Annotated in this window: 14 protein-coding genes; 3 read left to right on the top strand and 11 right to left on the bottom strand. The window is 72.7% G+C overall.

Annotated features, from left to right (window positions below):
- Nucleotides 1–117 precede the first annotated feature (117 nt).
- Entirely contained in the window at nucleotides 118–1,071 is a 954-nt protein-coding gene (locus QRN56_RS21895; protein ID WP_285106818.1) for a hypothetical protein, read from the bottom strand.
- Nucleotides 1,072–1,257: 186 nt separating this feature from the next.
- Between QRN56_RS21895 and QRN56_RS21890 the strand changes: the two genes are divergently transcribed.
- Nucleotides 1,258–2,421: a sensor histidine kinase gene (locus QRN56_RS21890; protein ID WP_285106816.1), complete on the top strand. Its 1,164-nt coding sequence runs from the start codon at nucleotides 1,258–1,260 to the stop codon at nucleotides 2,419–2,421.
- Nucleotides 2,418–3,029: a response regulator transcription factor gene (locus QRN56_RS21885; protein WP_285106814.1), complete on the top strand. Its 612-nt coding sequence runs from the start codon at nucleotides 2,418–2,420 to the stop codon at nucleotides 3,027–3,029. Before QRN56_RS21890 ends, QRN56_RS21885 begins: the two co-directional genes overlap by 4 nt.
- A gap of 6 nt (nucleotides 3,030–3,035) precedes the next feature.
- On the opposite strand, the gene QRN56_RS21880 is transcribed toward QRN56_RS21885, so the two are convergent.
- Together QRN56_RS21880 and QRN56_RS21875 are read right to left on the bottom strand one after the other, a co-directional pair.
- On the bottom strand, nucleotides 3,036–3,437 hold the full coding sequence (locus QRN56_RS21880) for a YchJ family protein (RefSeq protein WP_285106812.1): 402 nt from the start codon (nucleotides 3,435–3,437) through the stop codon (nucleotides 3,036–3,038).
- A gap of 17 nt (nucleotides 3,438–3,454) precedes the next feature.
- Complete coding sequence (locus QRN56_RS21875) at nucleotides 3,455–4,288, bottom strand: helix-turn-helix transcriptional regulator (protein WP_285106810.1); 834 nt, start codon at nucleotides 4,286–4,288, stop codon at nucleotides 3,455–3,457.
- Between the two features lie 101 nt (nucleotides 4,289–4,389).
- Between QRN56_RS21875 and QRN56_RS21870 the strand changes: the two genes are divergently transcribed.
- Nucleotides 4,390–5,157, top strand: a complete 768-nt coding sequence (locus QRN56_RS21870; protein WP_285106809.1) for an SDR family oxidoreductase — start codon at nucleotides 4,390–4,392, stop codon at nucleotides 5,155–5,157.
- Nucleotides 5,158–5,172: 15 nt separating this feature from the next.
- On the opposite strand, the gene QRN56_RS21865 is transcribed toward QRN56_RS21870, so the two are convergent.
- The 8 genes from QRN56_RS21865 to QRN56_RS21830 all read right to left on the bottom strand — a co-directional run bounded on the left by QRN56_RS21865 (nucleotide 5,173) and on the right by QRN56_RS21830 (nucleotide 13,788).
- Nucleotides 5,173–5,412, bottom strand: coding sequence for a helix-turn-helix domain-containing protein (locus QRN56_RS21865; protein WP_502928825.1), 240 nt, complete (start codon nucleotides 5,410–5,412; stop codon nucleotides 5,173–5,175).
- Complete coding sequence (locus QRN56_RS21860) at nucleotides 5,412–6,005, bottom strand: hypothetical protein (RefSeq protein ID WP_285106807.1); 594 nt, start codon at nucleotides 6,003–6,005, stop codon at nucleotides 5,412–5,414. Before QRN56_RS21860 ends, QRN56_RS21865 begins: the two co-directional genes overlap by 1 nt.
- A 163-nt stretch (nucleotides 6,006–6,168) precedes the next feature.
- Nucleotides 6,169–8,079, bottom strand: a complete 1,911-nt coding sequence (locus QRN56_RS21855; RefSeq protein ID WP_285107076.1) for an ABC transporter ATP-binding protein — start codon at nucleotides 8,077–8,079, stop codon at nucleotides 6,169–6,171.
- Between the two features lie 193 nt (nucleotides 8,080–8,272).
- On the bottom strand, nucleotides 8,273–10,063 hold the full coding sequence (locus QRN56_RS21850; protein WP_285106805.1) for an ABC transporter ATP-binding protein: 1,791 nt from the start codon (nucleotides 10,061–10,063) through the stop codon (nucleotides 8,273–8,275).
- Nucleotides 10,063–10,932: a TetR/AcrR family transcriptional regulator gene (locus tag QRN56_RS21845; RefSeq protein ID WP_285106803.1), complete on the bottom strand. Its 870-nt coding sequence runs from the start codon at nucleotides 10,930–10,932 to the stop codon at nucleotides 10,063–10,065. Before QRN56_RS21845 ends, QRN56_RS21850 begins: the two co-directional genes overlap by 1 nt.
- Before the next feature lie 181 nt (nucleotides 10,933–11,113).
- A complete protein-coding gene (locus QRN56_RS21840; RefSeq protein WP_285106802.1) occupies nucleotides 11,114–12,262 on the bottom strand; it encodes an SPFH domain-containing protein in 1,149 nt (382 codons plus the stop codon).
- Nucleotides 12,263–12,362: 100 nt separating this feature from the next.
- The gene (locus QRN56_RS21835; RefSeq protein WP_285106800.1) at nucleotides 12,363–12,791 is read right to left on the bottom strand and encodes an NfeD family protein; all 429 of its coding nucleotides are present in this window, start codon (nucleotides 12,789–12,791) and stop codon (nucleotides 12,363–12,365) included.
- A 211-nt stretch (nucleotides 12,792–13,002) separates the two neighbouring features.
- Nucleotides 13,003–13,788: an ABC transporter ATP-binding protein gene (locus QRN56_RS21830; RefSeq protein WP_285106799.1), complete on the bottom strand. Its 786-nt coding sequence runs from the start codon at nucleotides 13,786–13,788 to the stop codon at nucleotides 13,003–13,005.
- Nucleotides 13,789–13,813 lie beyond the last annotated feature (25 nt).

The raw sequence follows: 13,813 nt of genomic DNA, 5'->3' as shown, positions 1-13,813 counted from the left end.
GCGCCCCAACGTAGGGGTGCCCGACGTCGCCGAGCGTGCCGCCACGCGCGGCCCGGCCGGATCCTGCGGGAATCACGCAGGACCCGGCCGGGCGGGCTGACCTGGGACGCCGCCGGATCAGGGGGCGAACGTCACCGCGACCACCGCCGCGGCCAGCAGGAGGTCGTAGACCACGCAGGTCTCGGCGTACCAGCGCCACACGACCGCGCCGGCCCGGTGGTGGAACGCGTCCCAGACCGCGTGGCCCACCAGGCCCGCCGCGACCACGTACGCCCCGGTGTCCTGCCCCGCGAAAGCCGTGGCCAGCAGCGCGACCACCGCGAACACCGCGAGCCCGGCCGCCTGCAGCAGCACCATCGACCGGCCCCGGATGCTGCGCCGGACCAGGCCCACCACGGGGTACACGAGGGCGACCCCCAGGATCAGCCACGGCGGGAGACCGCCCACGCCGCCCGCGATCGTCAGGGCGAGCAGCGCCAGCCCGAGCAGCACGGGCCACCGGCCCCTCAGCCACGCCAGGTCGAACCCGTGGACGTGCTGCGTGTACTCGGCCGGGCGCAGCAGCATCGCCCCCGCCATGGCCGGCACCATCAGCACGTGGCCCCAGAGCATCAGGTCACCCGCTGTCACGACCCCGGCCCAGAACAGCGCGAGCAGCACCGCGAACGGCGCCGCCATCGCGGCGTTCATCTCCCAGATCGCGGCCCAGCCGTGCCGCCGCACCCGCATCCACACCGTCATGGCCGCGACCATGTCCAGGACCATCACCACCGCCCCGACGTCCGGCCGGGCCAACGCCACCTCGACGCCGAGGACGGCACCCGCCAGGTCCCACGCCGGGGCCAGCGCCAGCATGCCGAGCACCATGACCACGACCATCTCGGCGAGGTGCGCCAGGAACCTGCCGACCGTCCGGGCCCGCGACACGGGTGCGGTGTCGTGGTCCGCGTGCGCCATCCCGTGGGCGGCCGGGTGGCCCACCATCGGCGACGCGGTGTCGCCCGTGCCGTCTCCCCTGACCGGCACCGTCATCGAACCTGCGGCCGTGACCCGGCCTGTCGTCTCCGTCATCGCTCCGTCTCCTCGCTCCGGGCGGCGCTCCTCGCCGCGCTGATCTCCACGCTGTCGCGCGACGAGGAGCGCCAGTAGTGCCGGACCGCACCCGGGCGCGGGCACATGTCACGAGCCCGTATGACAGATGTCATCAGGGCGTCGCGGCGCGCCCCGGACCGGCGTCGGCGCTGGCAGGATGGCGTCATGAGCACCGGCCCGGCCGTCGCGGACGACGGCGGCAGCGGACTCGCGAGCTTCCGCCGCAACGTCTGGTGGGGGCTGGCGGGCACCGTGGCGTGCGTGCTGGGCTTCGCCGTCGGCGACTGGGTGCTGGACCCCGACGTCCCCGCCGGGCTGCGTGCGCTGACCGGCCTGTCCACGGCGACCACGATCGTGGCGTGCGGCGTCCTGCTGGGGCGGCGGATGCGGGACCGGGCGCCGTCGGCCGGGTGGCTCGTGACCGCCGCCGGCGCGGCCCTGGTCGCCGCGGCGGTGCCGCTCGCCGTCGGCAACTTCGGGATCTGGTCCATCGCGCCCGCCGCCACGATCGCGGTGCTGGTGATGTTCCTGCCCGCCCGCCGGGCGTGGCAGGCGCTGGGCCTCGCGCTGCTCGTCCTGCCCGCGATCGGCCTGGTCACGGCGCTGGCCACGGGCGAGCCCAACGTGGCGCACGCGGTGTGGATGCCCGCCCTCATGGTCGTGGCGTTCGGCCCGGCCATGCTCGGTATGCTCCGCGGCTGGCAGGTGGCCGCCCGGCTGGACGACGCCCGGCGGCTGGCCGGACAGCTCGCCGTGGCGGACGAGCGGCTCCGCTTCGCCGCCGACCTGCACGACATCCAGGGGCACCACCTCCAGGTGATCGCCCTGAAGAGCGAGCTCGCCGCCCGCTTGGCGGAGGCCGACCCGGCGCGCGCCGCGGAGCAGATGCGCGAGGTGCAGCAGCTCGCCGGGGACGCCCTGCGCGAGACCCGCGCCCTGGTGCAGGGCTACCGGCGCACCACGCTCGACGCGGAGATCGCCAACGCGTCCAGGGTGCTGACGGCCGCGGGCGTGGAGGTGCACGCCGACGTCGACGCCGGCCTCGCCGCCGCCCTCCCCCAGGCGCCGCGCAGCCTGCTGGGCCTGGTGGTCCGCGAGGCCACGACCAACGTGCTGCGGCACAGCAGCGCCACGCGCGCGGCGATCGTCCTGGTCCCCGACGACGCCGGCGCGCGTCTCGTGATCGACAACGACGGCGCGCGTCCTGTCGTGGCCGGCGACGGGACCGGGCTGGCCTCGCTGGCGGAGCGGCTCGACGCCGTCGGCGGCCGCCTGTCGTGGGTCAGCGACGACGACCGGTTCGTGGTGACCGCGACGGTGACCGGATGATCCGCCTGCTGCTGGCCGACGACGAGGAGCTGCTGCGCGGCGCGCTGTGCGCCCTCCTCGACCTCGAGGAGGACCTGCACGTCGTGGCCGAGGCGGCCACCACCACCCAGGCGGTCCGGCTGGCGGGACAGCACCGGCCCGACGTCGCGGTGCTCGACCTGGAGATGCCGCCCACCGACGGGCTGCACGCCGCCGGCCAGATCCTGGCCGACGCCGACGGCACGCCGCCCCGCATCATCATCGTCACGCGGCACGCCCGCCCCGCCGTCCTGCGCCGGGCGCTTGCCGCCGGGGTGAGCGGGTTCGTGCCCAAGTCGACGCCCGCGGCGCGGCTCGCCCAGATCGTGCGCGACGTCGCCGTCGGTCACCGGTACGTGGACCCCGAGATCGCGGCGTCCGCGCTCACCGAGAACGAGTGCCCGCTGACGGACCGGGAGCTGGAGGTGCTGCGGGCGGCCCGGACCGGCTCCCCCGTGGCCGACATCGCGGCCGCCGTGCACCTCGCGCCGGGCACGGTGCGCAACTACCTGTCCTCGGCGATGGCCAAGCTCGGCGTCGCGACCCGCCACGCGGCGGCCCACCGCGCCTGGGAGGAGGGCTGGATCTGACCGGCCCTAGCGGTCGAGGGCTTCCCGGGCGCCGTCGACGTAGAACCATCGGCCGCCCTCGCGGACGAACCGGCTGGTCTCGTGCAGGCTGCCGCGCACGCCCGTGACCGGGTTGCGGTAGAAGGCGGTGAACTCGACGACGCCGCTCGTGTCGAACGGGCCGCCGCGCTCCGTGCGGTGGATGTCGAGGCGGCGCCACTGCTCGTCGCCGATCCCCGCGTCGTCCGGCCGGGTGTCCGGCGCCCACGTGGCCAGCAGGTAGGCGTCGTCCCCCACCGCGAACGCCGAGTAGCGCGAGCGCATCAGGGCCTCGGCGGTCGGGGCGTTCGCGGCGCCGGAGTGGTAGCGCCCGCAGCAGGCGCCGTAGGTGTCGCCGGAGAGGCAGGGGCAGCGTTCGTCGTCGTGCACGGGGACGATCCTCGCACCTAGGCGAACGTCTCGTGCCCCAGGACCGCGAGCAGCCGGACCTTCTCCTCGGCCGCGCTGCCCGGCGCAGGGGTCAGCACCAGGAGGGCCTGGGACTGGTCCTCGGTGAACAGCGCCTGGCAGTCCACGTCGATGCGGCCCAGCTCCGGGTGCACCAGCGTCTTGTGGTCCTCGAACCGGCGGGAGACCTCGTGCAGCTCCCAGAGCCGGACGAACTCGGGACTCTGCCGGAGCAGGACGCGCAGCACCTCGTCGGCGGGCGAGCCGGGCCCCGCCGCCGCGTGGGCCGCCCGGAGGGAGGAGACCTGGCTCCGGGCCTGGCGGTCGTGGTCCTCGGGCGGGTAGACGTCCCGGGACCCGGGGTCGGTGAACCACCGGTAGACGGAACTACGGGCCAGGCCGGTGGTGGGCGCCGGGCCGAACACCGCCTCGGCGAGGCGGTTCTGCACGAGCGTCTCGCCCAGTCCCGAGACGATCAGCGCCGGGGTGTCCTCGAGCCGGTCCAGCACCCGCAGCAGGGCGGGCGCGACGTGGGAGTCGGCCGGCGTGCGCCGCGGCACGCCGTGCCCCGCGAGCCGGAACAGGTAGTCGCGCTCGTCGGCGGTCAGGCGGAGAGCCCGCGCCAGGGCGGCGAGCATCTGCTCGGACGGCTGCGGCCCGCGCTGCTGCTCCAGCCGCGCGTAGTAGTCCACCGACATCCCGGTCAGGGCGGCGACCTCCTCGCGGCGCAGGCCGGGGGCCCGGCGACGTGGTCCGGGCACCAGTCCGACGTCGGACGGGCGCAGCGCCTCCCGGCGTCGGCGGAGGAAGTCGGCGAGGGCTGCGCGGTTCATGCCCTCATCCTGCGCCGCGCTCCCGGAGCGAACCAGGGACCGCCGGTCCCTGGTTCACCGGGTCTCTCCCGCCGCCGACGCCGGGGCCGCACGGTGGAGCCATGAACACCTACGGAAACACCATCTTCCTTCCCGGCGGCACCCGCGGCATCGGCCTCGCCCTCGCGATCCGCCTCCAGGCCCGGGGCAACACCGTGATCATCGGCGGCCGCGACGCGACGGCGCTCGACGCCCTCGCCGCGGAGCACGGGTTCGGCACCGTGCGCGTCGACACGAGCGACCCCGCCTCGATCGCGTCCGCGTCCGCCGAGGTGATCGAGCGGTTCCCCGCGGTGAACGTGCTGGTCCCGATGGCCGGGATCATGCGCGCCGAGGACTGGCGCACCCCGGGCTTCCTCGCGGACGCCGAGGCCGTCGTCACCACCAACCTGCTCGGCCCGATCCGGCTGATCGCCGCGTTCACCGAGCACCTGCAGAGCCGGGCCGACGCGACGATCCTCACCGTGTCGTCGGGCCTGGCCTTCACGCCGCTCGGTGTCACGCCGTCGTACAACGCCTCCAAGGCCGCCGTCCACATGCTCTCGGAGAGCATCCGCCTGCAGTTCGCGGGCACCAGCGTGTCCGTAGTGGAGCTGGTGCCGCCGTCGGTCCAGACCGAGCTGATGCCCGGGCAGGACACCAACCCGCTGGCCATGCCGCTGGACGAGTTCGTCGACGAGGCGCTCGCCCTGCTGGAGAGCCGGCCCGACGCCCACGAGATCCAGGTGGAACGGGTCAAGTTCCTCCGCTACGGCGAGGTCCGCGGCGACTACGCCGAGGTCGTGGCGGCCCTCAACACGACGGACCCGCACGCGGCCGCAGCCAGCTGACCCGCCCGATCGGGCTCAGGAGGCGGCCTCCTCAGGAAGTACCACGAGGAGGTCGCCCGGGGTACAGCCGAGGGCGTCGCAGATCGCCGTCAGGGTGGAGAAGCGGATCGCCCGGGCGCGGTCGTTCTTGAGCACCGACAGGTTCACCACCGTGACGCCCACCAGCTCGGCGAGCCGGGCCAGCGTCATGCCGCGCTCGGCCAGGAGCTCGTCGAGCCGACAGTGCACCCGGGCGTCGTCCTCGTCCGCCGGCATCAGACCAGGCCCTCCGTGTCGCGCTTGAGGCGCGACCCCCGCTGGAACGCGTACCCGACGGCGCCGAGCAGGAAGCCGGCCAGGAGGAGCCTCATGTCGAGGCCCAGCACCACGGCCTGGCCGGTCCCGGCGCCGGCGCTCGCCAGCGCGCTGCTCGCCGCCGTCCCCTGCAGCGACGGGATCAACAGGGAGGCCGCGACCAGGACCGCCGCCGCGACGTTGACCGCCACCAGGTTCCCCCGGCCGAAGAACTCGCCCCGGTAGAACGACCAGCCCAGCAGGGCGAAGCAGGCCGCGACCACCAGCGTCGTGACCGGCGGTAGCACCGCGGCGGCCAGCACCAGGGCGAACGGTGCGGCCTCCAGGCCGGAGACGCGGACCACCGCCTCGGTGGCCTCGGCCGCCACCGTGCGGTTCAGGACCAGCTCGTGCGCCACCCCGTCGAGGTCGACCCGCACCGGGACGTCGCGGTTGGGCAGGATGCGCGCCAGCTCGCGGACGATCGCCACGATCCCCGCGACGACGGCCAAGCCGCCCGCGAGCGCCAGCACCACGAAGTCCGGTCTCGGATCACTGAGCCATCTCTGTGTCATCGTCGTCACCTTTCGGTCGCCATATCGTTTTTCGATACTATCGAAACACGATATGCCCGTGCTGGTCAACGGAAAACGACCATGCGGTTGCTGCCAGAATCGGTCCGGTTCTGGCAGCAACCGCATGGTCGTCTCCACGGCGCCCGCAGACGCCGCGCGCCCGTCACGTCGCGGCCGGCTCCTCCACCACGGGGGCCGCGAACTGGCTCGCGTAGAGGCGCGCGTAGGCGCCGTTCGCGGCGAGCAGGTCGTCGTGCGAGCCCTGCTCCACGATGTCGCCGTGCTCCATCACGAGGATCACGTCGGCGTCGCGGATCGTGGACAGGCGGTGCGCGATGACGAACGACGTCCGGTCCTTGCGCAGCCGGTTCATGGCCTCCTGCACCAGCACCTCGGTGCGGGTGTCCACGGACGACGTCGCCTCGTCGAGCACGAGGATCGCCGGGTCCGCCAGGAACGCCCGCGCGAGCGTGAGGAGCTGCTTCTCGCCCGCCGAGACCGACGAGCCCTCCTCGTCCACGACGGTGTCGTAGCCGTCGGGCAGGGTCCGCACGAACGGGTCCACGTGGGTGGCGCGGGTGGCGGCGAGGAACCCGTCCTCGTCCACCGTGACGCCGTCGGGCACGCCGTACCGGAGGTTCTCCTCGATGGTGCCCTTGAACAGCCAGGTGTCCTGGAGCACCATCCCGACCGAGGAGCGCAGGTCGTCGCGCGACATGTCGCGCGTGTCCACGCCGTCCAGGGTGATGCGCCCGCCGTCCACCTCGTAGAACCGCATGAGGAGGTTGACCAGCGTCGTCTTGCCGGCGCCCGTGGGCCCGACGATGGCGATGGTCTGCCCCGGCTCGGCCACGAGGTTCAGCCCGGTGATCAGGGGCTGCTCGGGCGTGTACGAGAACGTGACGTCCTCGAACGCGACCCGCCCGCGGACGGGCTCCACCTTCTTCGACTCGGCCGGGTCGGCCGACTGCTCGGGCGCGTCCAGCAGGTCGAACACCCGCTCGGCGGAGGCCACGCCGGACTGCAGCAGGTTCATCATCGACGCCACCTGCGTGAGCGGCTGGGTGAACTGGCGCGAGTACTGGATGAACGCCTGCACGTCACCCAGCGACAGCGTGCCCGAGGCGACGCGCAGGCCGCCGATCACCGCCACGATCACGTAGTTCAGGTTCGCGAGGAAGCCCATCGCCGGCTGGATCGTGCCCGAGATGAACTGCGCCTTGAAGCTGGACGAGTACAGCGAGCCGTTCTCCTTCGCGAACGCCTCGGCCGTGGGCTCCTGGTGCCCGTAGACCTTCACGAGCGCGTGCCCGGTGAACGACTCCTCGATGTGCGCGTTCAGGCGCCCCGTGGCCGCCCACTGCTCCACGAACTGCGGCTGGCTGCGCTTGGCGATCTGCGCCGTGAGGATCACGGACAGCGGCACCGTCACCAGCGCCACGAGCGCCAGGACCGGCGAGATCCAGAACATCATGCCCAGCACGCCGATCACCGTCAGGACGGCGGTGACGAGCTGCGCGAGCGTCTGCGTGGTCGTCTGGGCCACGTTGTCGATGTCGTTGGTGACGCGCGAGAGGATCTCGCCGCGCTGCTTGGCGTCCACGTAGGACAGCGGGATGCGGTGCAGCTTCGCCTCCACCTGGTCGCGCAGGTCCCGCATGGTCCGCTGCACGACGCCGGCGGTGATGCGCGCCTGGAGCCAGCCGAACAGGAACGCGCCGACGTACGCCGCCACGACCCAGCCGAGGGTCTGCATCAGCAGCGTGAAGTCGATGCCCTGGCCGGGCACCACGCCCACGACGCCGGACAGCAGGTCGGCCATCTGGTCCTGCCCCGACGCACGCAGGCCGGCCTCGGCCTGCTCGGTGCTCACGCCCGCGGGCAGCTGGGCGCCCACGACGCCCGCGAAGATCACGTTCGTCGCGTTGCCGAGCAGCTTGGGCCCGAGCACGGTCAGGGCCACCGAGCCGATGCCCAGCACCATGAGGGCCACGACGTTCAGGCGCTCGGGGCGCAGCATGCCGGCGAACCGGCGCAGCGAGCCCTTGAAGTCCATCGGCTTCTGCACGGGCATGCCCATCCCCATGCCCATCGGCCCGCCCCCGCCGGGGCCACGCCCGGGGCCGCCGGGGCCGCGCGGGGGCGCGGCGGGCGCCGCCGTCGTGCTCTTCTCCTGTGGCTGCGTCTCCTCGTTGCTCACGCGGCCTCCTCCTCTACCTTGCGGGACACCCGGTCGGCACGCATGATCAGGGCTCCGCCATCGTCGATCACGCGGCCTCCTCCAAGCTCATCTGGGACGTCACGATCTCCTGGTACGTCGGGTTGTCCGCCAGCAGCTGCGCGTGCGTGCCGCGGCCGACGATGCGGCCGTGGTCGAGCACCAGGATCTGCTCGGCGTCGCGGATGGTCGCCACGCGCTGTGCGACGACGATCACCGTCGCGTCGGCGGTCTGCGGCCGCAGGGCCGCACGCAGCCGGGCGTCGGTCGCGTAGTCGAGGGCGGAGAAGCTGTCGTCGAACAGGTAGATGCGTGGCTTGCGGATCACCGCTCGTGCGATGGCGAGCCGCTGCCGCTGCCCGCCGGAGAACGTCGAGCCGCCCTGGGCCACCACGGACTCCAGCCCGTCCGGCAGCGCCTCGACGAAGTCGCGCGCCTGCGCCACCTCGAGCGCCGCCCACATCTCGTCCTCGGACGCGTCCGGCTTGCCGTACCGGAGGTTGTCCGCGACGGTCCCGGTGAACAGGAACGCCTTCTGCGGCACCAGGCCCATGAGCGACCCGAGGTCGCGCTGCAGGAGGTCCCGCACGTCGACGCCGTCGACCCGGACCGTGCCGCCGGTAGCGTCGAACAGGCGCGGCACGAGGTTGAGCAGCGTCGACTTGCCGGAACCGGTCGAGCCGATGATCGCGGTGATCTGGCCCGGCTCGGCCGTGAACGTCAGGTCGTGCAGCACGGGCTCCTCGGCGCCCGGGTACCCGAACCCGACGTTCTCGAAGGTGACGCGGCCGCGCGGACCCGCACTGGCGGGCGATCCGTTGCTCTCCGGTGAACCGTCCTCCGCGACGCGGAGGCCGGGCAGGGCGACCGGGTGCTCCGGGTCGACGACGGACGGCTCGGTGTCCAGGACCTCCCCGATGCGCTCCGCCGCGACCGCGGCGCGCGGGATCATCATGAAGATCATCGTGGACATCATCACGGCCATGAGGATGTACATGATGTAGCTCAGGAACGCCGTCAGGGAGCCGATCTCCATCTCCCCGGCCTCGATCTCGTGCGCGCCGAACCACAGCACGGCCACGGAGGCCAGGTTCATGATCAGCATGACCACGGGGAACGTGAGCGCCCTGAGGCGGCCGGCGCGCAGCGAGGTGTCGAACAGCTCCTCGTTCACCACGCCGAAGCGCTGGGTCTCGCGCCGTTCGCGCACGAAGGCGCGCACCACACGCAGGCCCGTGATCTGCTCGCGCAGCACGGAGTTGATGGCGTCGATCCGCTTCTGCATGCGCCGGAAGTGCGGCACCATGCGCCACACGATGACGCCCGCCGAGGCGGCCAGCACCGGCACGATGACGAGGAGCAGCGCCGACATCGAGACGTCCTCCGACAGCGCCAGGATCACGCCGCCGACCAGCATGATCGGCGCCATCACCATGATGGTGAACGTCATCAGCACGGTCATCTGGACCTGCTGCACGTCGTTGGTGCCGCGCGTGATCAGGGTCGGCGCCCCGAACTGCGCCATCTCCCGCGCGGAGTAGGTCTGGACGGAGTGGAACACGTCGCGTCGCAGGTCCCGGCCGAAGGCCGTGGCGACCTGCGCGCCGAAGTAGACGGCGATGACCGACGCGACGACCTGGCCCAGCGACACGACCAGCATCCAGCCGCCGGTGCTCCAGATGTACCCGATGTCACCGGGCACCACGCCGTTGTCAATGATGTCGGCGTTGAGGCTGGGCAGATACAGGGCCGCGAGCGTCTGCACCAGCTGCAGGACGAGCACCGCGACCACCGCCCAGCGGTACGGGCCCAGATATTTCCGGGCGAGCGTGACGAGCATCAAGAGTTCCCTTCAGGGCTGGGGGTTGGAGAACCTGGTGCACCGGCTCCCGCAGTGGAGGCTGCACCTTCCACGGTGTCGGGGCCAGGCATTTTCGGCGGGCCGGCGAGGCCGTTCACGAGGGCGTCGGCCAGCACGTCGGCCGGCACCGCGGGCTGCAGGTGGTCGATCCGCAGGTGTGCGCCCGCGATCGCGGACTCGACCAGCGAGATCGCCACCTCGACGGGGACCCGCAGGCGGTGCGCGTCCGGCGCCAGGACGGCGGTGATCCCCTCGACCGTAGCCGCGCGCTGGGCCGCCCGCTGCTCCAGCAGCGTCTTGCGGTAGGTGAGCATGCGCTCGTGCTGGTCGGCGACGGACCTGGCGCCGGGAGGCGGCCCCGGCGTCACGACCCGCTGGCCGGGCGGGCCCGGTGGGCCCGGCGGCGCCACCGGCGGGGACCCGCCCGCGGCGCCGGACGCGCTCGGCGGCGCGCCGAACGGCATACCCGGACCGCCGGGCGACGACGCCATGCTGCGCAGGACGGACATCCACCGCATGACCTCGGCCACGCGGTGCCGCCCCAGCTCGATCACGAGCTCCAGGCGCCGTTCGAGCGGCAGCCCGGGGTCGATGCCGGTGAGCTCGGCGAGCGTCTGCTCCGGCTGGCCGGCCCGCGCCAGTCCCTCGACGGCGACCGCGCCCACGAGCTCGGTCTTGTCGCCGAACGCCCGGAACAGCGTGCCCTCCGCGACCCCTGCGGCCTGGGCCAGCTCGCGCGAGGTCACGTCGTGCCCCCGCTCGGCGACCAGCGGCAGCACCGCGTCGACGATGGCCGTCTTGCGGTCCTCGGGAGACATGCGGGGTGCCCGCGTCCGTCCGTTGTCCATGACGGCGACAGTAATTGAGTGAGCGCTCACTCCGCAACCTGTCTACGCCCACGGCAGACACGGGGCCGGACATGCCGGAAGCCCTCCGGTGCGAGCACCGGAGGGCTTCCGTGACCCGCTGGCGGCGGGTTCGGCTCAGCCGAGCCGCTCGCCGGGTGCGGCGGTCAGCCGGCCACTGTCGTCAGCCGGCCGGCGGCGCCGGGGGCGCCGGCGGGGGCGGCGTCGAGTCGCCGGGGCGCTGGCCGCGCTCCGACTCGGTGTCGAACGGCTCGCCCGACCGGGTGCCGGCGCTCGTCGCGTCGGCCGTGGCGGCCTCGGCCTGCCGCTGCGCCTCGGCGAGGGCCTCGGCGGGGTCCGGCAGCAGGGGCTCGTCCAGCACGGAGTCGATGGGCATGCGCGGACCCGAGGGGCCCTCGCCCGGCGGGGGCGGCGGGACCGCGGGGCCGGCGCCGCCGCCGAAGCCCGAGGCGATGCTGCCCAGCGCGGCGGTGAACTCCGTGGGGATGACCCAGGTGGTGTTGGACGTGCCGTTCGCGATCTGCGGCAGCGTCTGCAGGTACTGGTACGCCAGCAGCTTCGGGTCCGCGTCACCGCGGTGGATGGCCTCGAAGACCTGGAGGATCGCTCGCGACTCACCCTCGGCGCGCAGGATCTGCGCCTGGGCGTCACCCTCGGCCTTCAGGATCTCGGACTGCTTCTGGCCCTCGGCCGTGAGGATGGCCGACTGCTTGACACCCTCCGCGGTGAGGATCGCGGCGCGGCGGTCACGCTCGGCACGCATCTGCTGCTCCATGGAGCCCTGCACCGAGGGCGGCGGGTCGATCGACTTGAGCTCGACCCGGTTGACGCGGATGCCCCATCGGCCGGTCGCCTCGTCGAGCACACCGCGCAGCTGGCCGTTGATCTGGTCACGGCTGGTCAGCGTCTGCTCGAGGTCCATCGAGCCGATCACGTTACGCAGCGTGGTCACGGTGAGCTGCTCGATGGCGGTGATGTAGTTCGCGATCTCGTAGACCGCGGACTTGGCGTCCGTCACCTGGAAGTAGATGACGGTGTCGATCTCGACCACCAGGTTGTCGCTGGTGATCACGGGCTGGGGCGGGAACGAGACGACCTGCTCACGCAGGTCCACGCCGGCGCGAACCCGGTCCACGAACGGCACCAGCACGTGCAGGCCCGGGTCGAGCGTCTTCGAGTACCGACCCAGGCGCTCGACCACGAGCGCCACCGACTGAGGAACGATCCGCACGGCGCGGATCACCGCGACGATACCGACGATCACCACCAGGGCGATGATCAGATAGAGCAGGACTTGCCCGAATGACTCCACGACGTCTCCTTACGCGGGCGCCTTGGCCCGCAGGCGAATTACACGCTTCTGACTTGGACTGTCTGGGGACAACACAAAAGGGCGCCCAGGCGCCAGGCGGTTACGCCGGCTCGACGACGGCGGTGGCGCCGTCGATCTGGACCACACGAACGCTAGTGCCGGCGGGCAGCAGCGGCGACCCGGGCACGGACCGTGCGCTCCACACCTCACCGCTCAGCTTGATCAGCCCGGACGCGGTGCTGACCTCCTGGACCACCGACGCCGTACGGCCGACGTTCGCCTCGGCGTTGGTGGGCGACTTGGGCGTGTTGTTGCGCAGGTGCCGGATCAGCGTGGGGCGCAGCGTCACGAGCAGCACCACCGACGCCACCACGAACACGATGGCCTGGACCCACAGCGGCGCGCCCGCGCCGTTCGCGACGGCCGCGGCCAGCGCCCCGCCGGCGAACATGATGAAGACGAAGTCCAACGACAAGAGCTCGATCAGCGCGAAGACCAGCGCCGCCCCTACCCACCACAACCACGCCATGGGTTGCTCCCTCCGAGCGTCCACACCGGTTGGCGACCGGGCGCCGCCGGAACCTCTCCGACGGCGGGCCCTCGCGGTGAAATTACCGCTACCTCGGACCTTTGCCCGGACTTTACCAAGGACCACTGACACAGCGGTAGTGAAATCGCCGTTTCAAACTCTTTTCCTGAGGGCCCTGAACACTGCAGGTTCGGGACGCCGAGAAATGCGGTCAGCGGGCGGCGCGCGCCAGCCAGCGACCGCCGCCGTGGGCCACGACCAGCGGCAGCCCGAAGGCCGCCGAGAGGTTGTCCGCGGTGAGGACCTCCTCGATGGGGCCGGCGGCCTGGATCCCGGCCTTCTTCATGAGCAGCAGGTGCGTGAAGCCCGGCGGGATCTCCTCGACGTGGTGCGTCACGTGCACCAGCACCGGGGAGGCCGGGTCGCTCGCCAGCCCGGCCAGCGTGGCCACCAGCTCCTCACGGCCACCCAGGTCGAGACCCGCGCCGGGCTCGTCGAGCAGCAGCAGCTCGGGGTCGGTCATCAGGGCCCGGGCGATCTGCACGCGCTTGCGCTCGCCCTCCGAGAGGGTGCCGTAGGTGCGCTCGGCCAGGTGGTCGACGTCGAACGCCGAGAGCAGGTCCTTCGCCCGCTGCTCGTCGAGCTCGTCGTAGCTCTCGCGCCAGCGCCCCGTCACGCCGTAGGCGGCGGTGAGCACCACGTCGCGGACGGTCTCCGCCGTCGGCAGCCGCTCGGCGAGCGCCGCGCTGGAGATGCCGATGCGCGGGCGCAGCTCGAACACGTCGACCCGGCCGAGGGTCGCGTCCAGGATCCTCGCCGTGCCCGACGTCGGGTGCAGGCGCGCGGCGACGATCTGGAGCAGGGTCGTCTTGCCGGCACCGTTGGGCCCGAGAACGATCCAGCGCTCCCCCTCGTTCACCTGCCAGTCCACGGAATCGAGGATGGTCGAGGTGCCGCGACGGACGGTGACGCCCGCAAGATGGAGAACCGAGCTCATGGGCACCGACCCTACCTGGTCGACC

It is taken from the genome of Promicromonospora sp. MEB111 (assembly GCF_030209445.1).
Taxonomy (GTDB): domain Bacteria; phylum Actinomycetota; class Actinomycetes; order Actinomycetales; family Cellulomonadaceae; genus Promicromonospora.
Note: the sequence above shows the minus strand (reverse complement) of the source record. Positions and strands in the feature narration are given on the sequence as shown.